Annotated in this window: 20 protein-coding genes; 6 read left to right on the forward strand and 14 right to left on the reverse strand. The window is 73.8% G+C overall.

The window, feature by feature from the left end:
* Positions 1 to 92 precede the first annotated feature (92 nt).
* From ACFY7E_RS21045 to ACFY7E_RS21100, 12 genes are all read right to left on the reverse strand, one after another.
* On the reverse strand, positions 93 to 1,193 hold the full coding sequence (locus tag ACFY7E_RS21045) for a polyprenyl synthetase family protein (RefSeq protein ID WP_389486964.1): 1,101 nt from the start codon (positions 1,191 to 1,193) through the stop codon (positions 93 to 95).
* Positions 1,190 to 2,587, reverse strand: a complete 1,398-nt coding sequence (gene hpnE, locus ACFY7E_RS21050; protein WP_389486966.1) for a hydroxysqualene dehydroxylase HpnE — start codon at positions 2,585 to 2,587, stop codon at positions 1,190 to 1,192. Before hpnE ends, ACFY7E_RS21045 begins: the two co-directional genes overlap by 4 nt.
* Positions 2,588 to 2,798: 211 nt before the next feature.
* Positions 2,799 to 3,749: a presqualene diphosphate synthase HpnD gene (gene hpnD / locus ACFY7E_RS21055; protein WP_389486968.1), complete on the reverse strand. Its 951-nt coding sequence runs from the start codon at positions 3,747 to 3,749 to the stop codon at positions 2,799 to 2,801.
* Positions 3,746 to 4,657, reverse strand: coding sequence for a squalene synthase HpnC (hpnC, locus tag ACFY7E_RS21060; protein ID WP_389486970.1), 912 nt, complete (start codon positions 4,655 to 4,657; stop codon positions 3,746 to 3,748). Before hpnC ends, hpnD begins: the two co-directional genes overlap by 4 nt.
* A gap of 311 nt (positions 4,658 to 4,968) precedes the next feature.
* A complete protein-coding gene (locus tag ACFY7E_RS21065) occupies positions 4,969 to 5,628 on the reverse strand; it encodes a TetR/AcrR family transcriptional regulator (RefSeq protein ID WP_389486972.1) in 660 nt (219 codons plus the stop codon).
* A 118-nt stretch (positions 5,629 to 5,746) separates the two neighbouring features.
* On the reverse strand, positions 5,747 to 6,532 hold the full coding sequence (locus ACFY7E_RS21070) for an ABC transporter ATP-binding protein (protein WP_383445554.1): 786 nt from the start codon (positions 6,530 to 6,532) through the stop codon (positions 5,747 to 5,749).
* Positions 6,525 to 7,454: an ABC transporter permease gene (locus tag ACFY7E_RS21075; RefSeq protein WP_389486975.1), complete on the reverse strand. Its 930-nt coding sequence runs from the start codon at positions 7,452 to 7,454 to the stop codon at positions 6,525 to 6,527. Before ACFY7E_RS21075 ends, ACFY7E_RS21070 begins: the two co-directional genes overlap by 8 nt.
* A 50-nt stretch (positions 7,455 to 7,504) precedes the next feature.
* Complete coding sequence (locus tag ACFY7E_RS21080; protein ID WP_389486977.1) at positions 7,505 to 8,389, reverse strand: glycosyltransferase family 2 protein; 885 nt, start codon at positions 8,387 to 8,389, stop codon at positions 7,505 to 7,507.
* Positions 8,390 to 8,397: 8 nt separating this feature from the next.
* On the reverse strand, positions 8,398 to 9,177 hold the full coding sequence (locus ACFY7E_RS21085) for a CDP-alcohol phosphatidyltransferase family protein (protein WP_389486979.1): 780 nt from the start codon (positions 9,175 to 9,177) through the stop codon (positions 8,398 to 8,400).
* Positions 9,155 to 10,216, reverse strand: a complete 1,062-nt coding sequence (locus ACFY7E_RS21090) for an iron-containing alcohol dehydrogenase family protein (RefSeq protein ID WP_389486981.1) — start codon at positions 10,214 to 10,216, stop codon at positions 9,155 to 9,157. The genes ACFY7E_RS21085 and ACFY7E_RS21090 overlap by 23 nt, the downstream gene beginning before the upstream one ends.
* Positions 10,204 to 10,941 carry a sugar phosphate nucleotidyltransferase gene (locus tag ACFY7E_RS21095; protein WP_389486983.1) on the reverse strand — a complete coding sequence of 246 codons (738 nt, stop codon included), beginning with the start codon at positions 10,939 to 10,941 and terminating at the stop codon, positions 10,204 to 10,206. Before ACFY7E_RS21095 ends, ACFY7E_RS21090 begins: the two co-directional genes overlap by 13 nt.
* Positions 10,938 to 12,740, reverse strand: coding sequence for a DUF5941 domain-containing protein (locus tag ACFY7E_RS21100; RefSeq protein ID WP_389487318.1), 1,803 nt, complete (start codon positions 12,738 to 12,740; stop codon positions 10,938 to 10,940). Before ACFY7E_RS21100 ends, ACFY7E_RS21095 begins: the two co-directional genes overlap by 4 nt.
* 413 nt (positions 12,741 to 13,153) lie before the next feature.
* Between ACFY7E_RS21100 and ACFY7E_RS21105 the strand changes: the two genes are divergently transcribed.
* The 3 genes from ACFY7E_RS21105 to idi all read left to right on the forward strand — a co-directional run bounded on the left by ACFY7E_RS21105 (position 13,154) and on the right by idi (position 16,397).
* Entirely contained in the window at positions 13,154 to 14,095 is a 942-nt protein-coding gene (locus ACFY7E_RS21105) for a cation diffusion facilitator family transporter (RefSeq protein WP_389486985.1), read from the forward strand.
* A 200-nt stretch (positions 14,096 to 14,295) separates the two neighbouring features.
* Positions 14,296 to 15,624, forward strand: coding sequence for a GNAT family N-acetyltransferase (locus ACFY7E_RS21110; protein ID WP_389486987.1), 1,329 nt, complete (start codon positions 14,296 to 14,298; stop codon positions 15,622 to 15,624).
* Positions 15,625 to 15,776: 152 nt separating this feature from the next.
* The gene (gene idi / locus ACFY7E_RS21115; RefSeq protein ID WP_383439754.1) at positions 15,777 to 16,397 is read left to right on the forward strand and encodes an isopentenyl-diphosphate Delta-isomerase; all 621 of its coding nucleotides are present in this window, start codon (positions 15,777 to 15,779) and stop codon (positions 16,395 to 16,397) included.
* Here idi and ACFY7E_RS21120 read toward each other — a convergent pair.
* The gene (locus tag ACFY7E_RS21120) at positions 16,363 to 16,920 is read right to left on the reverse strand and encodes an ATP-binding protein (RefSeq protein WP_389486990.1); all 558 of its coding nucleotides are present in this window, start codon (positions 16,918 to 16,920) and stop codon (positions 16,363 to 16,365) included. The genes idi and ACFY7E_RS21120 overlap by 35 nt on opposite strands.
* A gap of 220 nt (positions 16,921 to 17,140) precedes the next feature.
* On the opposite strand from ACFY7E_RS21120, the gene ACFY7E_RS21125 reads away from it, so the two are divergent.
* The 3 genes from ACFY7E_RS21125 (at position 17,141) to ACFY7E_RS21135 (ending at position 21,536) form a co-directional block, all read left to right on the forward strand.
* Positions 17,141 to 17,893: an enoyl-CoA hydratase/isomerase family protein gene (locus ACFY7E_RS21125; RefSeq protein ID WP_389486992.1), complete on the forward strand. Its 753-nt coding sequence runs from the start codon at positions 17,141 to 17,143 to the stop codon at positions 17,891 to 17,893.
* Between the two features lie 260 nt (positions 17,894 to 18,153).
* Complete coding sequence (locus ACFY7E_RS21130) at positions 18,154 to 19,020, forward strand: hypothetical protein (RefSeq protein ID WP_389486994.1); 867 nt, start codon at positions 18,154 to 18,156, stop codon at positions 19,018 to 19,020.
* A 95-nt stretch (positions 19,021 to 19,115) separates the two neighbouring features.
* A complete protein-coding gene (locus ACFY7E_RS21135) occupies positions 19,116 to 21,536 on the forward strand; it encodes a Tex family protein (protein WP_389486996.1) in 2,421 nt (806 codons plus the stop codon).
* Positions 21,537 to 21,586: 50 nt separating this feature from the next.
* On the opposite strand, the gene ACFY7E_RS21140 is transcribed toward ACFY7E_RS21135, so the two are convergent.
* On the reverse strand, positions 21,587 to 21,991 hold the full coding sequence (locus tag ACFY7E_RS21140; protein ID WP_389486998.1) for a hypothetical protein: 405 nt from the start codon (positions 21,989 to 21,991) through the stop codon (positions 21,587 to 21,589).
* Positions 21,992 to 22,105 lie beyond the last annotated feature (114 nt).

A 22,105-nucleotide genomic window follows, 5' to 3' on the forward strand; every position in this document is an offset into this window, starting at 1 on the left:
AGTCTGTTTCCTTCTGCTCCTGCGGGTCTGCCGTCGGCCGGCGCCGGGTGGCACCGGCCGGCGACCGCGAACTCATATCAGGGTGATGGTGATCATCTCTTCCGTACGACCACGAAGTCGGCGAGGGCGACGAGCTGGTCCCGCACCCGGGCGGGCATGTCCACCTCGTCCAGGGCCGTGATCGCGACGGCGTGCTGGCGGCGGGCCTCCTGGGAGGTCCACTCCCGGCCCCCGGCCTCCTCGATGAGGGCGGCGCGGGCGGCGAACTCCTCCTCGGAGAAGGAGTCGAAGTCGCTGGACTTGGCGTCCGCGGCGAGCAGCTCGCCGAGCCGCTCGGAGGCCGGGCCGCCGGCGGCGAGGGCGGCGACGACGGGCAGGGACTTCTTGCGCTGGCGCAGGTCGCTCCAGGTCTGCTTGCCGGTGGACTCCGGGTCGCCCCAGATGCCCAGCAGGTCGTCCACGGCCTGGAAGGCGAGGCCGAGGTGGTAGCCGTACTCCTCCAGCTTGTCGGCGGTCCGGTCGTCGGCCCCGCCGAGGACCGCGCCGATGGAGACCGCGCAGGCGAGGAGGGCGCCGGTCTTGTTGCCCTCCATCTCCAGGCACTCCTCGACGGTGACCCGCTCGCGGTGCTCGTAGGAGATGTCCTGGGCCTGCCCGTCGATGAGCTTGCGGGTGGCCGTGGTGAGCCGGCGGGTGGCCCGGCCGGCCTCGACGGTGCCGAGTTCGAGGAGCAGCTCGTTGGCGAGGGCGAAGAGGGCGTCGCCGACGAGGATGGCCTGCGCGGGGCCGTGCACCTTCCACACGGTGTCGCGGTGGCGGCGCTGCTCGTCGCCGTCCATCAGGTCGTCGTGGAGCAGCGAGAAGTTGTGGACGAGCTCCACGGCCACGGCGCCGGGGACCCCGACCTCGGGCGCGGCGCCCGCGGCCTCGGCCGACAGCAGGGCGAGCGCGGGGCGGACGGCCTTGCCGCCGTCGCCGTCGGCGGGGTTGCCCTGCGCGTCGATCCAGCCGAAGTGGTAGGCGGCCACGGTGTCCATGGGCGGCGCGAGGCGGTCGACGGCCGCCCGCAGTACGGGGGTGGACAGGGTCCGTCCCCGCTCCAGCAGTGCGGACACGTCCGCGGTGTCGACGGCCGGGTGTCCCGGCGGCGCTGTCGGCACGGTCTCTCCTCTTGTTCCGGTACTCACACTCATACCGCCTCCTGCAGCGGATGGTCATGGCGGCGGCCGAGGGCGGAGAGCGCCGAGCCCGCGGCGCTGAGACCACTGCGGACGGCTCCCTCCATGGTCGCGGGCCAGCCGGTGGCGGTCCAGGCTCCGGCCAGGTGGAGGCCCGGCGCCCGGGTGCGGGCTCCGGGGCGGAGCCGGCCGACGCCCGGGGTGGGGGCGAACGTCGCCGTCCGCTCCCTGGTGACGAAGAAGTCGCGCACCCCGGCGCCGCGGGCGGCGGGCAGCAGCCGCTCCAGCTCCGGGAGGTAGCGCTCGCGCAGGACGGCGACGGGCTCGTCGATGTCGTCCTGGGCGGCGGACTGGGAGACGGCGAGGTACTGGCCGCCGCCCTTGAGGCCGGAGGATTCGGTGCGGTCGAAGACCCACTGCACCGGGGAGCCGAGGGCGGTGAAGAAGGGCCGCTTCAGCACCTTGCGGTCGTAGACGACGTGCAGGTCGATGATGGGGGCGGTGCCGATGTCCAGGAGCCGGTCGGGGTCGTCGAGGGCGCCGTCGGGCAGCAGGGCGTGGGTCTCGTGCTGCGGTACGGCGAGGACGACGGCGTCGGCGTCGATCGTCCCGCCCGGCACCTCCACGGCCCAGCGCCCGTCGTCGGTGCGGGAGATCCGCTCGGCCCTGGCGCGCAGTTCGGTGCGCACCCCGAGGGCGGCGAGGGCCTTTCCGGCCAGGGTGTCGTGGAGTTCGCCGAGCGGGACGCGGGCCCAGCCGATGTCGGCGGCGCCGGGCTCGGAGAGGAGTCCGGTCTTGAAGACCATGGCGGCCAGGCCCATGGAGGCGTGCGGGGCGACGGCGTTGAGGGTGGCGACGCCGACCAGGTCCCACAGGGCCTCGACGGCGCGCGGGGACTGTCCGTGGCGGCCGAGCCAGGTGGCGAAGTCGATGCCGTCCAGGGCCGGGTCGGCGGGGTCGAGCCGGCTCAGGGCGAGCGCGGCCCGGCCGACGCTCACGCGCTCGACGGCGCTGAGGTGCGGGTAGGTCGCCAGGCTCCGGGCGAGGTGGAACGGGACGGGCAGGTCGTCGCGGCGGATCCGGCCGAGCCGGGGGCCGCGGCGGTGGCCGACGTCGAGGACGGGCACGTCGAGGCGGTCCTGGACGGGGGCGAGGTGGGCGCCGCCGATCCGGTCGAGGAACCAGCGGTAGGCGGTGCAGCAGCGCAGGTAGACGTGCTGGCCGTTGTCGACGGTCAGGTCGCCCCGGCGGAAGGAGAAGGCGAGGCCGCCGAGCCGGGGCCGGCCTTCGAGGAGGGTGACGCGGACGCCCGCGTCGGCGAGCCGGAGCGCGGTGGTGGTCCCGGCGAGCCCGCCGCCGACGACGACGGCGTGGGGCCGGGCGTCCGGCCCGGTTGCGTCCTGGGTCACGCGGCCTCCGCTCGGTTCGTCGTGCCCGGACCCGTCACGGACGGGGCCGGCGGGGTCGGGATCGGTCGCGGGCCGTGCGCGACGTCCCCGATCGGGGACGCCGGAGCGGCGCCGCGGGTTGCCACGGGGGCGGCGGCCGTACGGAGGCCGGTGCCGGCGGTCGTACGGAGCACGGCTCGGGGTGCGGCGCGGAGGGCCGGCGCGTACGGGCTCATCGGGTGCGCCTCCCGGCGTCGCGCCGGGCGACGTGGCGGGTGTCGAGGCCGGAGAGGCCGCGCACCGCGACGTACGCCTTCTCGTGGCCCGGCAGCGAGACGCGGCCGCGCAGGACCGCCTCCGGGTCGCGCTCGATCCGGTCGAGCAGACGCCGGTAGATGCCGGCCATGGCGGCGACGCAGGCGCCGCTGCGCCGGTCGAGCATCGGGAGGAGCCGGTAGCCCTCGGCGAACAGGGCGCGGGCGCGCCGCACTTCGAAGTGGACGAGTCCGGCGAAGTCGGCGCCCTCGGGCGGGGGGCCGCCGAAGCCGTCCCCGCAGCCGAACTTGGCGAGGTCGTCGGCGGGCAGGTAGGTGCGCCCGTTCTCCGCGTCCTCGCGCACGTCCCTGAGGATGTTGGTGAGTTGGAGCGCGAGCCCCAGGGTGTCGGCGTACTCGGGGGCGCGGTCGGCGCCGTGGGCGCCCGGGTGGGTGCCGAAGACGCCGAGGGAGAGGCGGCCGATGGCGCCGGCGACGCAGCGGCAGTAGGCCTTGAGGTCGTCCCAGGTCGCGTAGGTGGCGCCGTGGACGTCCATGAGGACGCCGTCGATGAGCTCGTCGAGGCCGTCGAGCGGGATCGGGAAGCGCCGGGCGGAGTCGGCGAGGGCGACGGCGACCGGGTCGGTGTCGTCCTCGTCGACCTTGTCGGAGCGGATCCGGTCGAGCAGGTCCCGGGTGGCCTCCAGGCGCTCCTTCTTCTCGCCGGGGGCGAGGGTGCCGTCGCCGATGTCGTCGACGCGCCGGGAGAAGGCGTAGAGCGCGGACATCGCCTGGCGCTTCTCGGCCGGCAGCAGCCGGATGCCGTAGGCGAAGTTGCGGGCCTGCTGCCCGGTGACCGCCTCGCAGTAGCTGTAGGCGGCCTGTACCGGTGCGGACGGCCGGTGCTGTCCCTCCACGGTCACGGTCACCCCTCTCTCCGCGCCCGGAGCAGGACCGCTCCCGCCCGGCGCGTCAGGCTCGGCTTGGTGGGTTTGGGCGGGCCGGCCAGCACGTCGTGTCCGGCGTCGGCGATCGCGTCGAGGGCCGCCAGTCCCCCGGCGGTGAATCCGGCGAGGAGGAGGCGGAGGCGGCCGCGGACGCTGCCGACGAGGGGGGCGCCCGCGTGGAGCAGCGCGCGGGCCCGCTCGGCCTCGAAGGCGATCAGGGCGCGGACGGAGGCGCCGGCGGTGGGCCGGGCGAGGTCGCTCTCGGTGACGTGGAACCGCTTGAGGTCCTCGGCGGGCAGGTAGACCCGGTCGCGGGCGAGGTCCTCGGCGACGTCCTGGAGGTGCTCGACGATCTGGAGGGCGGTGCAGATCTCGTCGGAGCGCCGGATCCGCTCGGGGGTCTCGGTGCCGGTGATCCCGAGGACGAGGCGGCCGACGGGGTTGGCGGAGAGCGCGCAGTACGCGAGGAGGTCGTCGTACGTCTCGTAGCGGCCGACCAGCTGGTCCTGGCGGTTGGCGGCGATCAGGCCGAGGAAGGGCTCGGGGGTGAGTCCGCGGCGCTCGACGGTCGGCCGGAGGGCGCGCAGCAGGGGGTGGCGCGGGGTGGAGCCGAAGACGCGGTGGAGGTCGGCCTCGAAGGCGTCGAGGAGGGCGAGCCGGTCGTCGGCGTGCTCGGGGGCGACGCCGAGGTACCGGGCGTCGGCCCCGCCGGGGGCGAGGTCGCCGTCGCCGATGTCGTCGACGAGCCGGGCGTAGCCGTAGACGGCCATGAGGTCGTCGCGCCAGGCGCGGGGCAGGAAGAAGGGGGCGACGGGGAAGTTCTCGTCCGCAGCCTTGCCGAGGGTGGCACGCGAGGTGGCGCCGGGGCGCGCCCGCCGGGGGTCCGTCACCGGTCGCTGTCCGACGAAGGGACGGCGACACCCTCGTGGAGCTGGAGATTCTGCGTCATGGCCGTCACGTCTCCCGTTCTACACTGCTGACCCAATCCATCCCATTTCGGACACGCCGCCGACCCCTGCCCGTAGGGCCCCCACCCGGAGCCCGATGGCCGTGGGGTATCGCCCTACTTGCCGCGAAACAGACCGGTCCAGCTTACGTTGTACGACGACCGTCGCCGTTCCGGGGTGGCACGCGTCGGCGACCTCATCCGTACGAGTCGTCAATCCGCCTTCCCCGCAAGGGAGTTCGGGCCGGGCGGAGGTCAGGGAGCGCGTGTCCCGGTGACGACCATGGCGAGGGTGGACTCGACGACGGCGTTCCTGCGCTGCGCGGGAAGGCGCCGAAGGGGCCCTTCGAGCAGCAGAAGTGACAGTCCGTGCACGGCCGACCACGCGGCGGCGCCGGCGGCGGGGCGGACGGGCCGCTGCGGGGCGTTGCTCCGGGCCAGGGCGTCGAGGGCGTCGGCGAGCAGGGCGAAGGCCCGCACCTCGGGCTCGTGCGGCTGCCGCTCCGGCACCGCCGCGTCCGTGCCACCGCCCGTCCCGGCCGGACGGGGCGGGCAGAACGCGGCCCGGTACAGCCCCGGCTGCTCCACGGCGAAGCCGACGTACCCCCGGCAGAGGGCGGCGAGCCGGCGCTCGGCCGCGAGGACGGGGTCGTCGGCGCCGGGCTCGCGGGCGGCGGCGCGTTCCATGGAGTCGGCGAGCATCCGCCGGGCGCGGTCCCCGACCGTACGCAGGAGCTCGCCCCGGCCGTCGAAGTGCCGGTAGGCGGCGGTGGGCGAGACGCCGACCCGGCGGGCCGCCTCGCGCAGCACGACCCGCTCGGGGCCGCCCTCGGTGGCGAGGCCGACGGCCGCGCAGATCAGCGCGTTCCGCAGATCGCCGTGGTGGTAGGTCTTTCCCCCCGAGATCGCTGCCATGAGCCCATCCTGCCCGATGTTGACCGCATGAACATTCCGGGCGGGCGCCCGGAGCGCGGGAACGGCGCCGCCCCCGGCGCGGGGGACGCGACGGGGGCGGCGGCCCGGGCGGGGGCGCTCAGCGGGCGGTCTCCCGCTCGTACGCCTTGAGGACCTCGTCCGTGGGGCCGTCCATGAGGAGCTGACCCTTCTCCAGCCAGAGCACCCGGTCGCAGGTGTCCCGGATGGACTTGTTGCTGTGGCTCACCAGGAAGACCGTTCCGGCCTCCTTGCGCAGCTCGCGGATGCGCTCCTCGGAGCGGATCTGGAACTTGCGGTCGCCGGTGGCGAGGGCCTCGTCGATGAGGAGGACGTCGTGGTTCTTGGCGGCCGCGATGGCGAAGCGGAGCCGGGCGCCCATGCCGGAGGAGTACGTGCGCATGGGCAGGCTGATGAAGTCGCCCTTCTCGTTGATGCCGGAGAAGTCGACGATGCCCTCGTAGCGGGAGCGGACCTCCTCGCGGCTCATGCCCATGGCGAGGCCGCCGAGGATCACGTTGCGCTCGCCGGTGAGGTCGTTCATCAGGGCCGCGTTGACGCCGAGGAGCGAGGGCTGGCCGTCGGTGTAGACCTTGCCGCTCTCGGTGGGGAGCAGGCCGGCGACGGCGCGCAGCAGGGTGGACTTGCCGGAGCCGTTGGAGCCGATGAGGCCGATGGCCTCGCCCCGGTAGGCGGTGAAGGTGACGCCGCGGACCGCGTGGACCTTGCGGACGCCCCGGGAGACCTCGGCCTTGCCGCGGCCGACGATCCGGCTGAGCGCCGCCGTGGCGCTGCCCTTGCCCCCGCCGCCGGCGTTGACCCGGTAGACGATGTGGACGTCGTCGCAGATGACGGTGGGGACGTTGCTCTTGGTCGGGTCAGCCACGGCCGTACCTCTCCTCGGCCTTCCAGAAGTAGACGAAGCCGCCGACGCCGAAGACGACGGCCCAGATCAGGGCGGTCAGCCAGACGTGGGCGGGCAGGTTCTCGGAGCCGTAGCCGTCGATGAGGGCGAAGCGGATGAGGTCCATGTAGACGGCCGCCGGGTTGTACATGAGGACGTCGCCGATCCACGCCGGCTTGTCGGCGAGCATGGTGCGGAGCGAGAACATCACGCCGGAGGCGTACATCCAGGTGCGCATCACGAACGGCATCAGCTGGGCGAGGTCGGGCGTCTTGGAGCCCAGCCTGGCCATGATCATCGCGAGGCCGACGTTGAACACGAACTGGAGGAACAGGCCCGGGATCACCAGCAGCCACCGGAGGGAGGGGTAGCTGCCGAACGAGACCGTGATCGCGACGAGCACGATCATCGAGAACAGCAGCTGCTGGAGCTGCTGGAGCGAGAAGGAGATCGGCAGCGAGGCCCGCGGGAAGTGCAGGGCCCGGACCAGGCCGAGGTTCCCGGAGATCGCCCGGACGCCGGCCATGACCGAGCTCTGGGTGAAGGTGAACACGAAGATGCCGGTGACCAGGAACGGGATGTAGACGTCCTTGCTCATCCCCTGGCTGGCGCCCAGGATCAGCCCGAAGATCAGGTAGTAGACCAGGGCGTTCAGGAGGGGGGTCGCCACCTGCCACACCTGGCCCAGCTTCGCCTGGCTGTACTGGGCGGTCAGCTTGGCGGAGGAGAAGGCCATGATGAAGTGGCGGCGGCTCCACAGCTCACGGACGTACTCGAACAGGCCGGGCCGGGCACCGCTGACCGAGAGGCCGTACTTCGCCGCGAGGTCGGCCGGGGCCAGGCCCTCGTCGACGGACGGGGGCGCGCTCGTCGCGACCGCCCCGCCCTGGTGTGTGTCACTCACAAGTCGAAACTTTCGTGTTCAAGATGCGCGGCACGTCGAGTACCACGATGTCAGACGACCGGGGGGCGACCCAGCCGGGTCAGCCGCCACACCGTACGCCACCTCATGGGGCGGCGCGGTCCGCAGGGGGTGGTCCAGCCCGCCCGGAATCCGCCGCACCACGCCTTCAGCGCGGAGAGCGGGGGCCGCCGGGCCAGAGTGAGCAGCAGCCAGACGCCGAGGTAGACGGGTACCAGGGGCGCGGGCAGGTTGCGACGGGCCAGCCACACGCGGTTGCGAGCCACGTTGAAGTGGTAGGAGGCGTGCCGGGAGGGTGCTGTCGTGGGGTGCAGCAGCACCATGTCCGCACGGTAGTCGATCATCCAGTCGGCGTCGAGCGCGCGCCAGGCGAGGTCGGTCTCCTCGTGCGCGTAGAAGAACTCGTCGGGCAGACCGCCGACTTCGGCGAAGACCTTGGTGCGGACGGCGTTGGCGCCGCCGAGGAAGGTGGTCACGCGCGAGGAGCGCGCCGGGTCGGCGGCGCGCAGGCGCGGCACGTGCCGGCGCTGGGTGGCGCCGGTCTCCGGGTCGGCGATGCGGAAGCCGATGATGCCGAGGCGCGGGTCGGCGGTGAAGGCCTGGCGGACCAGCTCGGCGGTGTCGGTGTGGGCGAGCCGGCCGTCGTCGTCGAGGAAGAGCAGGACGTCGACGTCGGTGCCGCCGGGGCCGAAGGCCTCGATGCCGACGTTCCGGCCGGCGGGGATGCCGACGTTCTCGGGCAGGTCCACGGTGCGGACCCGGTCGGGCACCCCGGTGACCGGGGTGCCCTGGCCGACGACGACGATCTCGACCGGGTCGCCCTCCTGCGCGGCGACCGAGTCGATCAGCGCGCGCAGCTCGTCGGGGCGGTCGCCCATCGTGATGACGACGGCGCCCACCTTGAGCGGCGTACTCACGGCAGGCCTCACTTCAGCCTGCTGGAGACCATGATCGACACCAGGTGCAGCACGGTCTGGAGCAGGGCGATGCCGGCGAGGACGGCGACGCCGAGCCGGGAGAAGAAGAGGTCGCCCCTGACCTGGTCCGCGATCGCGAGGACCAGGACGAGCAGGGAGGCCTCGATCCCGAGGATCAGCCGGTGGAACTTGAGCGCGGCGGCGGCCCGGCGGGCCAGCGCCATGCCGGAGGAGCGCGGCTCGGCGGCGGACTCCTGGACCGGCGGGAGGCCGCCCTGGTGCCGGGCGACGCCGACGAGGTCGGTCTCGGCCTTGATCAGGATGGCGCCGAGGGCGGCGAGGGTGCCCAGGAAGGCCCACAGCCAGTCGATCCGCCCGGTGCCCCAGAGGTCGGCGGCGCGCAGGCCGAAGCCGACGAGGACCGCCGCGTCGCACAGGTAGGCGCCGACCCGGTCCAGGTAGACGCCGCCGAGCGAGAACTGCTTCTTCCAGCGGGCCAGCTCGCCGTCGACGCAGTCGAGCAGCAGGTAGAGCTGGACCATGAGCACGCCGAGGACGGCACCCGGGATCCCCGGCACGAGGAGCGCCGGGGCGGCGAGCACGCCGAAGAGCGTCATCAGGTACGTCAGCTGGTTGGGCGTGACCCGGGTGTTCGCCAGCTGCCGGGTGATCCGCAGCGAGATCTCCCGCATGTACAGGCGGCCGCCCCAGTGCTCGCCGCTCCGCCGGTCCTTCACGCCCGGGGGGTGGACGACCGGCCGGAGTTCAGCTACCGATGGCTTGTGCATAGTCGGCGTACGCGTCCCTGATCTCGTCGTCGGACAGGTCGAGGTGTTCCAGGATGGTGAAGCGGCCCGGCCGGGTCTGCGGGGCGAAGGACACCACCTGGACGAGCTCGTCCACGGTGAAGCCCATCTCCTCCGGCGTGACGGGCAGGCCGTGCCGGCGCAGCGTCTCGACGATCAGCCCGGACTCCTCGCGGGCCCCGCGCAGGTGCATGGCGAAGGCCGCTCCGAGACCGCACTGCTCGCCGTGGCTGGCGGCGCGGGCCGGGTGGAGCAGGTCGAAGGCGTGGCTGATCTCGTGGCAGGCGCCCGAGGAGGGGCGGCTGTCGCCGCTGATCGACATGGCGATGCCGGACATCACCAGGCCCTCGGAGAGGGTGACGAGGAAGTCGTCGTCGCCGATGCCGCCGGGGTGGCGGAGCACCGCCTCGCCCGCACTGCGGGCCATGGCGGCGGCCAGCCCGTCGACCTTCTCGCCGGTCTCGCGGTGGGAGAGCTCCCAGTCCGCGATGGCGGAGAGGTTGGAGATCGCGTCGCCGATGCCGGAGCGGACGAAGCGCGCCGGGGCGTCCCGGATCACGTCCAGGTCGATGACCAGCGCGATCGGGGTCGGCACGCCGTAGGAGCCGCGCCCGTTGTCGTTGTCCAGGGTGGAGATCGGGGAGCAGATCCCGTCGTGCGACAGGTTGGTGGCGATGGCCACCAGCGGCAGCCCGACCCGGGCCGCCGCGTACTTGGTCACGTCGATGATCTTGCCGCCGCCGAGGGCCACCACCGCGTCGTACCGCTTGCCGCGCATGGCGTCGGCGAGCTTCACGGCCTCGTCGATGGTGCCGCCGGCGACCGGGTACCAGTCGGCGCCGGGCAGCTCGGCGGCGAAGCGGTCGCGCAGCTTGAGGCCGGAGCCCCCGCTGATGGCGACGGCGATCTTGCCGTTGCTGGAGATCCGCTGGTCCGCGAGGAGCGCGGACAGGTCGTCCATCGCTCCTCCGCGGATGTCGACGACGACCGGCGACGGGATCAGCCGGGTCAGTACTGGCACGCGATCTCACGGCCCTTCGCGAGGTCGTCGTGGTTGTCGATCTCGACCCACTTGACGTCGCCGATGGGGGCCACGTCGACGGTGAAGCCGCGGTTGACCAGCTCCTGGTAGCCGTCCTCGTAGTAGAGGTCGGGGTCGCGCTCGAAGGTGGCCTTGAGGGCGTCGGCGAGCTCCTCGGCGGCCTCGGCCTCGATCAGGGTGACGCCGATGTACTCGCCGGTGGCGGTCGCCGGGTCCATGAGCTTGGTGATGCGCCGGACGCCCTCGCCCTCGGCGGTGATGACCTTCATCTCCTCGTCGGCGAGGCTCTTCACCGTGTCGAGGGCGAGGATGATCTTCTGCCCGTCGCCGCGGGCGGCGAGGAGGGTCTTCTCGACGGAGACCGGGTGGACGGTGTCGCCGTTGGCGAGGATCACGCCGCGCTTGAGGACCTCACGGGCGCACCACAGGGAGTAGGCGTTGTTCCACTCCTCGGCCTTGTCGTTGTCGACGAGGGTGATCTTGAGCCCGTACTCCGCCTCCAGGGCCTCCTTGCGGTCGTAGACGGCCTCCTTGCGGTAGCCGACGACGATCGCGACCTCGGTGAGGCCGATCTCGGCGAAGTTCTTCAGGGTCAGGTCGAGGATCGTGGTGTCCCCGTCGACCGGCACGAGGGCCTTCGGAAGGGTGTCGGTGTAGGGGCGCAGACGCCGTCCGGCACCGGCGGCCAGTACGAGACCGATCATGCTGTTTCTCCTTCGTCGTGAACGGCGGGTGCTCCGGCGGAGACCCAGAAGCGGATGGACTCCACGAGCACCACCAGCGCGACGGCGACCGCGAGGGCGGTCAGTGCCAGGGTGAAGTCGTCGCCGCGGCCCGCGAGGAGGGCGGCGAGGACGGTCACCAGGAGCGTGCGCCCCTCGTGTCCGCCGGTGACGCGCACCAGCCAGGCGGGCGGCGCGCCGGTGCCGCCGCGGATGCGGTACACCGTGTCGTAGTGATGGTAGGCGACCGCCGCGACCAGCCCGAACGCCGCCGGGAGGGCCCCCGGGGAGTCGGAGCGGGCGGCCAGGACGAGGACGGTGGTGTACTCGGCGGCGCGGAAGAGCGGGGGTACGAGCCAGTCGAGGGCGCCCTTGAGGGGGCGGGCGACGGCGGCGCCGGCGAAGATCGCGTAGACGCCCGCGGCGACGACGGTTCCCGCGTCCCCGAAGGGGCGGCCGAGGACGGCGGCGATCAGGGCGCCGGTGCCGGCGAGGGCGGCGACGACCCCGGGGAGCAGGTGGAGTCCGGCGCGGCCGAAGAGCCGGCCGGCGATGTGGGCGAGCGGGCCGGAGTCCGCGAGGTCGGCGAGGGCCCGGGCGGCCCGGTCGGTGCGCTTCGCCTTGCGGGTCAGGGAGCGCAGGACGCGGCCGGCGGTGGTGTAGCAGGCGCCGAAGGCGCAGCCGGCGATCAGCGCCCAGAAGACGATCCGGGGGCTGGTGACGGCGGTGAGGACGGCGATCATCGCCCAGCGCTCGCCGATCGGCAGGATGATCATCCGGCGGGCCCAGACGGTCCAGCCGACGCCGTCGAGCCGGCTGGAGAGGGCCAGGCTGGTCTTCGCGGTGGCGCCCGTGCTCTCGGCGTTGGCCTCGTTGAAGGAGAAGTCCACGACGTGCCGGCAGGTCATCAGGACCATGGCGCCGAGCGCGAGGGCCCAGACGTCGTCGCCGTCGCGGGCGGCGCCGAGGGCGAGGCCCGCGTAGAAGGCGTACTCCTTGGCGCGGTCGAAGGTGGCGTCGAGCCAGGCGCCCATCGTCGAGTACTTCAGCGCGTAGCGGGCGAGCTGCCCGTCGGTGCAGTCCAGGACGAAGGAGACGAGGAGGAGGACGCCGGCGGCGACGTAGCCGCCGCGCTCGCCGGTCGCCGCGCAGCCGGCCGCGATCAGGGCGGTGAGCAGCGAGGCGGTGGTGACCTGGTTGGGGGTCAGTCCGCGGCGCGCGCACCAGCGGGCGATGTGGCGCGAGTACGGGCTGATGAAGAAGGTGGTGAAGAAGCCGTCGTGCGCCTTGACGGCCGAGCGGAGGCGTACGGCCTCGTCGTCGACGGCCTCGACGGCGGCGCGCGCCGCGTGCCGGGCCTGGGCGTCGGTGGGCACGGTGGCGACGAGGGTGCCGAGCGGGGGCCGGTGCACGGCGACGCCGTCGGCGTCCAGGGCGTCGGCGAGGGTGCCGGGGAGGTCGTCGGCGGGGGCGCCGGACGGCACGGAGACCTCGCTCAGGGCGCGGGTCAGGGCGGGGCGGGCCCCGCCCTGCGCGGCGAGCGCGCCGGGGATCCCGGCGGCCGGGAACCGGGGGTCGGTGAGGGCGAGGCGCAGCGCGTGCAGGTGGCCGACGAACCGGGGGTCGACGAGCGCGACGCGCTCGCCCGCCGGGACGGCGGCCAGCAGGGCGCCGGTCTCCTCGGCGCCGGAGGCGATCCGGACGTCGAAGCCGAGCGACCGCAGATCACCGTCGAGCGAGGATCCGGGTGCCGGCGGGCCGGTGAGGATGGCGGTCGACAGACGAACTCACTCCTTGGAGCTGACGGAGGGGCCGGCGGGGCCCATGGCGGCCCCGGGCGCGGCGGTGCGGCCCGGCACCGGGCGGCGACACGTCGGCTGAGGCTATCCGATGAACAGAAGGACGAGTTCACCGAGGCTTCGCGGGCAGGACCCCTCCGGGCCCGCTCGCGTCCGCCCCGGTGCGCACCGTCCGCCGGGGGTCACGATGGGTGATCGTCCGCCCGCCCCGCGGGCTCCTGCCCCGCGCCTCGGCGGGAGGCGCCCCGGGGGCTTCCCCGTACAGCCCCTCCGGGTTGTATCACCGCAGGTCAGAGCATATGACAACGGTGTTCAGTACCGTGTTGCACATACCCCCCACCCGTAGTTGACTTGCGCATCGGGGCACACGGGCGACACGACCGGGAGGCCATGCCATGGGGGCTGGACACGATCACGGGCACGGCCACGGAGGCCCGCCGCCCACGGGCACCGCGGGGGCCGCGTACCGGAGCCGGCTGCGGATCGCGCTCGGCATCACGCTCTCCGTGATGGTGGTCGAGATCGTCGGCGGCGTGGTCGCGGACTCGCTCGCGCTGATCGCGGACGCGGCCCACATGGCGACCGACGCGGTCGGCCTCGCGATGGCGCTCCTGGCGATCCACTTCGCCAACCGGCCGCCCTCGGGCAACCGCACCTTCGGGTACGCGCGGGCCGAGATCCTGGCGGCGCTCGCCAACTGCCTGCTGCTGCTCGGCGTGGGCGGCTACGTGCTGTTCGAGGCGATCCAGCGGTTCATGGAGCCGGCCGGGACCAGGGGCGGCCTCGCCATCGCGTTCGCGGCGGTCGGCCTGGTGGCGAACGTGATCTCGCTGTCGCTGCTGACGAGAGGTCGACAGGAGAGCCTCAACGTGCGCGGCGCGTACCTGGAGGTCCTGGCGGACGCCCTCGGCTCGGTCACCGTGATCGTCGCGTCCGGGATCATCCTGGCCACGGGCTGGCAGTACGCGGACCCGATCGCCTCACTGGTGATCGGCCTGATGATCGTCCCGCGCACGGTCAAGCTGCTGCGCGAGACCCTGGACGTGCTCCTGGAGGCGGCCCCCAAGGGCGTCGACATGGCCGAGGTGCGGGCGCACATACTGGCCCTGCCGGGGGTCGAGGACGTGCACGACCTGCACGCCTGGACGATCACCTCGGGGATGCCGGTCCTCTCGGCGCACGTGGTCGTCGACCAGGGAGCGCTCGACTCCGTGGGGCACGAGAAGATGCTGCACGCGCTCCAGGGCTGCCTGGGCTCCCACTTCGACGTGGAGCACTGCACCTTCCAGCTGGAGCCGGTCGGCCACGCGGAGCACGAGGCGAAACTCTGCCTGTAGCGCACGGGGATCCTGTTAGTCTTTTCGTACGAACGTGTGGTGAGAGGAGCTGGGGTCGATGACCGTCGCCATGGAGGCTGCCCGTTGCGGCAGCGCCCGGTCGTCCCTCAGCCTCCGGGTCTCCGGCTGACCTGATCCCGGTCCTCGCACCGGTACGTCACGTCGTCGGCCGGGGCCCTCTCACCCAAGGGTTTCCCACGTTGTCCGACAACGCTTCGCACGATTCCTTCTTCGCCCTGCACCACGGCCTGCCGCGCCAGGGTCCGGGCTCCGACACCACCACCCGCCGGCTCCTCTCCCTCGCGGGGCCGCTCCCCGCGCGCCCGCGCGTGCTCGACCTGGGCTGCGGCCCCGGCCGCTCCGCGCTGCTCCTGGCCGCCGAGGCGGGCGCCGAGGTGACCGCCGTCGACACCCACGAGCCGTTCCTCGCCGAGCTGCGGGAGTCCGCCGCCGCGCGCGGACTCGACGGCTCGACCCCTGGGAGCGGTTCGGCCCGTGAGGACGGCGGTTCCGTCCACGAGAACGGCGGTTCGGTCCGCGAGGGCGGCGGTTCCGTCCGGGCCCTCCGCGCCGACATGGGCGCCCTGCCGTTCCCCGACGGCTCCTTCGACCTGGTCTGGGCCGAGAGCTCGGTCTTCGTGCTCGGTTTCGACCGGGCCCTCGCCGAGTGGCGCCGCCTCCTGGCGCCCGGCGGCACGCTCGTGCTCACCGAGTGCGTGTGGACCACCGGGGAGCCGGGCCCGGCGGCCCGCGCCTTCTGGGAGGAGCACTACCCGCTCCGCACCGTCACCGGGAACGCGGCGGCGGCGGTCGCGGCCGGCTACCACGTCCTGGGCACCTTCCTCCAGCCGGAGGGCGACTGGGACGAGTACTACGGTCCGCTGGCCGCGCGCGCCGAGGCGGCGGACACGGGCGTGCCCGGCATGGCCGAGGCGGTCGCCGGGGCCCGCGCCGAGATCGCGCTGCGGCGCGCGCACGGCTCCGACTACGGCTACGCCGGTTTCGTCCTGCGGCCCGCCGATCCGCGCTGGCGCACCCGGCCGGAGGCGCCCGGCGAGGAGGCGGAGGTCCGGCGGGTCGAGAGGGCGGCCTTCGGGTCGGAGGCGGAGGCCGATCTGGTCGACGCGCTCCGGGCGGACCCCGACGCCTGGCTGCCCGGCCTGTCGTACGTGGCCGAGGCCGCGGACGGCACGGTCGCGGCGCACGCCCTGATCACCCGCTGCCGGGTGGACGGCGCCCCGGCGGCGGCGCTCGCGCCGGTCGCGGTGGCGCCGGAGCACCAGCGGACGGGGGCCGGGCAGGCCGTCGTCCGGGCGGTCCTCGACGCGGCCCGGCTGCGGGGCGAGACCCTGGTGCTCGTGCTGGGGCACCCGGAGTACTACCCCCGGTTCGGGTTCGAACGGGCGTCCGCGTACGGAATCAGGCCAGGTTTCGAGGTCCCTGACGAGGCGATGAGGGCGCTCGTCCTGGACGACTCCGCTCCCGTTCCCGCGGGTGCGCTCGCCTATCCCGCCGCTTTCGGGGTGTAGTGCCCCCTCGGACCCCTCCCGCTCCCGCCGCCCCGGTCGTACTCCGGTGCGGTGGGAGCGGCCGCGTCCGGACGTCGAAGTGCGGACAAGCCGCTTTTGTACGGCAGACTGAGGGGGCCCCACCGGGCCGAGGACCGAAGCGAAGGATGGGTATGCCGACCACACCAGCCACCGCGGCTCAGATCGCGCCGGAGATCGCGTCGAACGGTGTCCAGCCGTCCGGAGACCCGGCCCCGATCATGCTCGAACTGGTCGACGAGGACGGGAGGACCATCGGTACGGCGGAGAAGCTCGCCGCGCACCAGGCGCCGGGGCTGCTCCACCGCGCCTTCTCCGTCTTCCTCTTCGACGAGTCGGGCCGGCTGCTCCTCCAGCGGCGGGCGCTCGGCAAGTACCACTCCCCCGGCGTCTGGTCGAACACCTGCTGCGGTCACCCGTACCCGGGCGAGGCCCCGTTCGCGGCGGCGGCCCGGCGCACCTTCGAGGAGCTGGGCGTCTCGCCCTCGCTGCTCGCGGAGGCCGGGACGGTCCGCTACAACCACCCGGACCCGGCCTCGGGCCTGGTGGAGCAGGAGTTCAACCACCTCTTCGTCGGCCTGGTGCAGGCCGAGCCGCGCCCGGACCCGGAGGAGATCGAGGACACCGTCTTCGTGACCCCCGCCGAGCTGGCCGAGCGGCACGCCGCCGCGCCGTTCTCCGCCTGGTTCATGACGGTGCTCGACGCGGCGCGTCCGGCCGTCAGGGAGCTGACGGGTCCGTCCGGGGGCTGGTGACCACCGGCGCCCGGGGCGCCGCTCCCGGCCCCGGCGCCCCCGGGGCCAGGGGCAGCGCCGCCCAGATGATCTTGCCGCCGCTCGCGGTGTGCTCGACGTCGCAGGCGCCGCCGGCCTCCTGGGCGATCTCGCGCACCAGGAGCAGCCCCCGGCCGCCGGTCTGACCCCAGTCGGCCTCCAGGGCCTTGGGACGGTAGGGGTGGTTGTCCTCGACGGACACCCGGATCCACTCGGGGCCGATCGCCACCTCGACCGCTATCTCCGGGGACAGCAGCGCCGCGTGCCGCACGGCGTTGGTGACCAGCTCGGAGACGATCAGCAGCAGGCCGTCCATGATCTCGTCGTGGAGGGGGACGCCCTGGCGGACCAGCAGGTCGCGCACGGCGTGCCGGGCCTGCGGGACGGAGACGTCGACCGCGGCAGCGGTGAAGCGCCAGACTCCTTCGTAGGACGGGTGCCGGGTGGGGCCACCTTCGCGGGGCTCCACCGTCCGGTTTCCACCCTCGTGCTCGATTCTCGCCACGGATCGAGTCTTGGCAATGTGCGGGGGCGGACTCACCTACTGACCAGAAGTCGACACTTATCGGCCGCCTTCTGATCGGGTGAGCGTGCCGATGCCAGTTGTTCGACTGGTCGCGCACGCTTTCTGAGGACTCCGGAAAGGTCCCCGAAGGGGCTCCGGCGACGGGCCCCGCAGGGAGGCCGGAGACATGCGTTCGAGTGTGCCGGATAGCATCCGGCCCATGGAGCCGCAGCTGCAGGACAGCGTCACGGACGGGATCGCCACCGTCGTCATCGCCAACCCGGCCAAGCGCAACGCGATGAGCGCCGGCATGTGGCGCGCCCTGCCGGGCGTCCTGGAGCGGCTCGCCGCCGATCCGGCGGTCCGGGTCCTGGTCCTGACCGGCGAGGGGGACACCTTCTGCGCCGGGGCGGACATCTCGGCGCTGCGGGAGCCCGGGGACGAGCAGCAGCGCCTGGCGGTACGGGCGGAGGAGGCGCTCGCGGCCTTCCCCAAGCCGACCCTGGCGGCCGTCCGGGGCTTCTGCGTCGGAGGCGGCAGCCAGCTCGCCGCCGCCTGCGACCTGCGGTTCGCCGAGGAGGGCGCCCGCTTCGGGGTCACTCCCGCGAAGCTCGGCATCGTCTACCCGGCGTCGTCGACCCGTCGCCTCGCCGCCCTCGTGGGGCCCTCGGCCGCCAAGTACCTGCTGTTCTCCGGCGAACTGATCGACGCCGAGCGGGCGTTGCGGACGGGGCTCGTGGACGAGCTCCACCCGGTGGGCGAACTGGACAAGCGGGTGGCCGAGTTCTGCCGGGTGCTCGCCTCCCGTTCGCTGCTCACCCAGGCCGCGGCCAAGGAGTTCGCCGACGGGCGGACGGACCGGGACGCCCACTGGACGGAGCAGGCGCGCGGCAGCGGCGACACCGCGGAGGGCGTCGCCGCCTTCCTGGAGCGCCGCCCGCCCCGCTTCACGCACGGGCTCGGAACGCCGTAGGGGCCACGCGCTCCGGCTCCGTGGCCGGTTCCGCTCCGTGAGCGGCACACGCCCGGTCCAGCGCGGGGCCGGCCGTCCGGAGCCCGGCGCCCGGCCCCGCGCGAGCCACCCGACGATCCTCCCGGCCCTCGGACGCCACTTCGTGACGAGTTCGGCCGGGGCCTTCGCGCCGGGTCCCGCCGACGGCGGAGCGTCTCCGTTCCCGCCGGCGGCCGGTGCGCCTGTTCCCGTCGTACCGACCAGTCGGTAACGTTCAGGGCATGACGAACATCCTGCCGCCGCGCGCCGGACGCCGCTGCCACAACGCCCTGAACTCGCTGCACTCCTCGCTGTACTTCTCGCCGGACCTGGACCGCGAGCTCTCCGCCCTCGGCATCACCGACCAGAGCGCGGTGCGGCTCGCCGCCCGGAGCGCCCCGCTCGGCGCGGTGGGGGCGGGCACGGTCGCCGCGACCTTCTACAACTACAACCATGAGCTGCTGGCCCGGCACCTGCCCGCCGTGTGGGAGACCGCCTCTCCCGCCGAGGTCCTGGCCGCGCGGCTGCGTGCCGTCGACAGCACCCTGCGCCGGCTGCTCGGCGAGGACGTCGTCGCCTCCCCGGAGATGGCCGAGGCGGCGGAGCTCGCGCTGCGGGCCGCCGAGGCCTGCACCCGGCACGCCCGGCCCCTGTACTCGGCCAACGCCGACCTGCCGGTCCCCGAGGAGCCCCACCTCGCCTACTGGCACGCCACCACCCTGCTGCGCGAGCACCGGGGCGACGGGCACCTCGCGGCCCTGCTCTCCGCCGGGCTCGACCCCGTGGAGGCCCTCGCCTCCCACACCGCCACCGGCAGGGGCATGGCTCCGCGCTGGGCCCTCGGCTCCCGGGGCTGGCGGCGCGTCGACTGGGAGGGGGCGGTGCAGCGGCTGCGCGACCGGGGCCTGATCGACGCCGAGGGCGAGCTGACCGAGGCCGGGGCGGCCCTGCGCGCCGAGATCGAGGAGCACACCGACCGGCTGGACTCCGCCCCGTACGAGCACCTCGGCGCGCCCGGCGTCGAGCGCCTCACCGAGCTGGGCCGTGGCTTCGTCTTCGCGGCGGCGGCCGCGGGCGCCTTCCCGGAGGACCTCGTCGGCAAGGGCTGAAGGACGCGCGGGACGGGTCGGTTGCCGCGCACGGGTGACCGACCCGGCACAATGCAGTCGCAAGCTTGAGGCACGAGAAGGCGAGTCGGGACACCGTGACGACGTCCATCGAAGCAAGGATCGCCGAGGAGCTCGGCGTACGCGAGCGACAGGTGAGGGCAGCCGTCGAGCTCCTCGACGGCGGTTCGACCGTGCCGTTCATCGCGCGCTACCGCAAGGAAGCGACCGAGACGCTCGACGACGCGCAGCTGCGCACCCTGGAGGAGCGGCTGCGCTACCTGCGCGAACTGGAGGACCGCCGGTCGGCCGTCCTCGACTCGGTCCGCGAGCAGGGCAGGCTGACGGAGGACCTGGAGGCCCGCATCCTGGCCGCCGACACCAAGGCGCGCCTGGAGGACATCTACCTGCCCTTCAAACCGAAGCGCCGGACCAAGGCGCAGATCGCCCGCGAAGCCGGTCTGGAGCCGCTGGCGGAGGGGCTGCTCTCCGACCCGTCCGTGGAGCCGTCGGCCGCCGCGGCGGCCTTCGTGGACGCGGACAAGGGCGTCGCGGACGCGGCGGCGGCCCTGGAGGGCGCGCGGGCGATCCTCGCGGAGAAGTTCTCCGAGGACGCCGACCTCATCGGCGAGCTGCGCGAGCGCATGTGGGGCCGGGGCCGTGTCGTGGCGAAGGTCCGTGAGGGCAAGGAGGAGGCGGGGGCGAAGTTCGCCGACTACTTCGACTTCGCCGAGCCGTTCACGGCGCTCCCCTCGCACCGGGTGCTCGCCATGCTGCGCGGCGAGAAGGAGGACGTGCTCGCCCTGGACCTGGAGCCGGAGGAGCCCGTCGAGGGGCCTTCCTCGTACGAGGGGATCGTCGCGCACCGCTTCGGCGTGGCCGACCGGGGGCGCCCCGGGGACAAGTGGCTCCGGGACACGGTCCGCTGGGCCTGGCGGACCCGGATCCTGGTCCACCTCGGGATCGACCTGCGGCTGCGGCTGCGGACGGCCGCCGAGGACGAGGCCGTACGGGTCTTCGCGGCGAACCTGCGGGACCTGCTGCTCGCCGCGCCGGCCGGCACCCGGGCGACCCTGGGCCTCGACCCCGGGTTCCGCACGGGCGTGAAGGTCGCCGTCGTGGACGCGACCGGCAAGGTCGTCGCCACCGACACGATCCACCCCCACGTCCCGGCGAACAGGTGGGACCAGTCCCTGGCGACCCTCGCGCGGCTCGCGAAGGAGCACGCGGTCGAGCTGGTCGCGATCGGCAACGGCACGGCCTCCCGCGAGACCGACCGGCTGGCGACCGAACTCATCGACAGGCACCCCGAGTTGAACCTGACCAAGGTGATGGTCTCGGAGGCCGGCGCCTCGGTCTATTCGGCCTCCGCGTTCGCCTCGCAGGAACTCCCCGGCCTGGACGTGTCGTTGCGCGGCGCCGTCTCCATCGCCCGGCGGCTCCAGGACCCGCTGGCGGAGCTGGTGAAGATCGACCCGAAGTCGATCGGCGTCGGCCAGTACCAGCACGACCTGGCCGAGGTGAAGCTCTCGCGCTCGCTCGACGCGGTGGTCGAGGACTGTGTGAACGGTGTCGGCGTGGACGTCAACACCGCCTCCGCGCCGCTCCTCTCGCGCGTCTCGGGCATCAGCTCGGGCCTCGCCGAGAACATCGTCGCGCACCGGGACGCCAACGGCCCCTTCCGCTCCCGCCGGGCGCTCAAGGACGTGGCCCGGCTCGGCCCGAAGGCGTACGAGCAGTGCGCGGGCTTCCTGCGCATCCGGGGCGGTGACGACCCGCTCGACGCCTCCTCCGTGCACCCGGAGGCGTATCCGGTGGTGCGCCGGATGGCGAAGAGGACCGGCGGCGAGGTCGCGTCGCTGATCGGCGACACGGGCACGCTGCGCTCGCTGCGCGCGGACGACTTCGTGGACGAGAGCTTCGGCCTGCCGACGGTGACGGACATCCTGCGCGAGCTGGAGAAGCCGGGCCGCGACCCGCGTCCGGCGTTCCGGACGGCCACCTTCAAGGAGGGCGTCGAGAAGATCGGCGACCTGGCGTCCGGGATGGTCCTGGAGGGCGTGGTCACCAACGTGGCGGCGTTCGGGGCGTTCGTGGACGTCGGCGTGCACCAGGACGGTCTGGTGCACGTGTCCGCGATGTCGAAGACCTTCGTGAAGGACCCGCGCGACGTGGTGAAGCCCGGCGACGTGGTGAAGGTGAAGGTCCTGGACGTGGACGTCCCCCGCAAGCGGATCTCGCTGACGCTGCGGCTCGACGACGAGCCGGGCGCGGACGCGGCGGGCGGTGGCGCCCCGAGGCGCGACCGGGGCGAGCGCTCCGGCCGGCCGCCGCAGCAACGGCAGGGCGGCGGTGGCGGTGGCGGTGGCGGTGGCCGCCGGGCCGAGCGCGGCGACCAGGGGGGCCGGGGCGGCGGTGGCCGGGATCGCGGCGCGGCCCCGGCGCCCGCCAACAGCGCCATGGCCGACGCCCTCCGCAAGGCGGGCCTGCTGGGCGAGGGCGGCGGCAAGCGCCGGTAGGTAGTGCCGGTGTACGGGAAGGGGCGCGGCCCCTTCCCGTACACGTGCTTCTACGGCAGGAAGCGCAGGGCCCAGTCGGCGCGGTGGGCGACGGTGAGGTCGTCGTCCTCCGTCAGGGGCCGCAGCAGGCCCTCGGCCTGCTGCGGGTCCGCCTGGACCAGGTCGACGATCTCGGCGGCCAGGCCGTCCTGGTCGTCGCCGAGGTCTACGGCGGAGGCCCGCACCAGGACCGGGAGGCTGCCAGTGCCGCCGACGCCCGCGACGACGCCGCCGAGCAGCTCGCGGGCGTACCCGTTGCGCTCCTCGACCGCCCGGCCGAGCTCGGCCTCCAGGCGCGGCAGCAGCTCCGGACCGCCCGTCGCCGTGATCTCGTCGGCGAGGTCGATCGTCGCGTCGACGTCCGCGTCGAGGTCGTCCAGCATCGCGAGGAGCCGGGTGATGCCGTCGTCGGTCATGTGGTGCCTCCTGAAGAGTGCCGTCCGCGGGGACGGGGCCGGCCGCGCCCCCGCGGAGAGCCGTCGTGCGTACAGTTCACGGCCCGGGTCGCGCCCGTGCAGGGCGGGCGGCCC

This window comes from Streptomyces sp. NPDC012825, from assembly GCF_042900925.1.
In the GTDB taxonomy this organism is placed as follows: Bacteria; Actinomycetota; Actinomycetes; order Streptomycetales; family Streptomycetaceae; genus Streptomyces.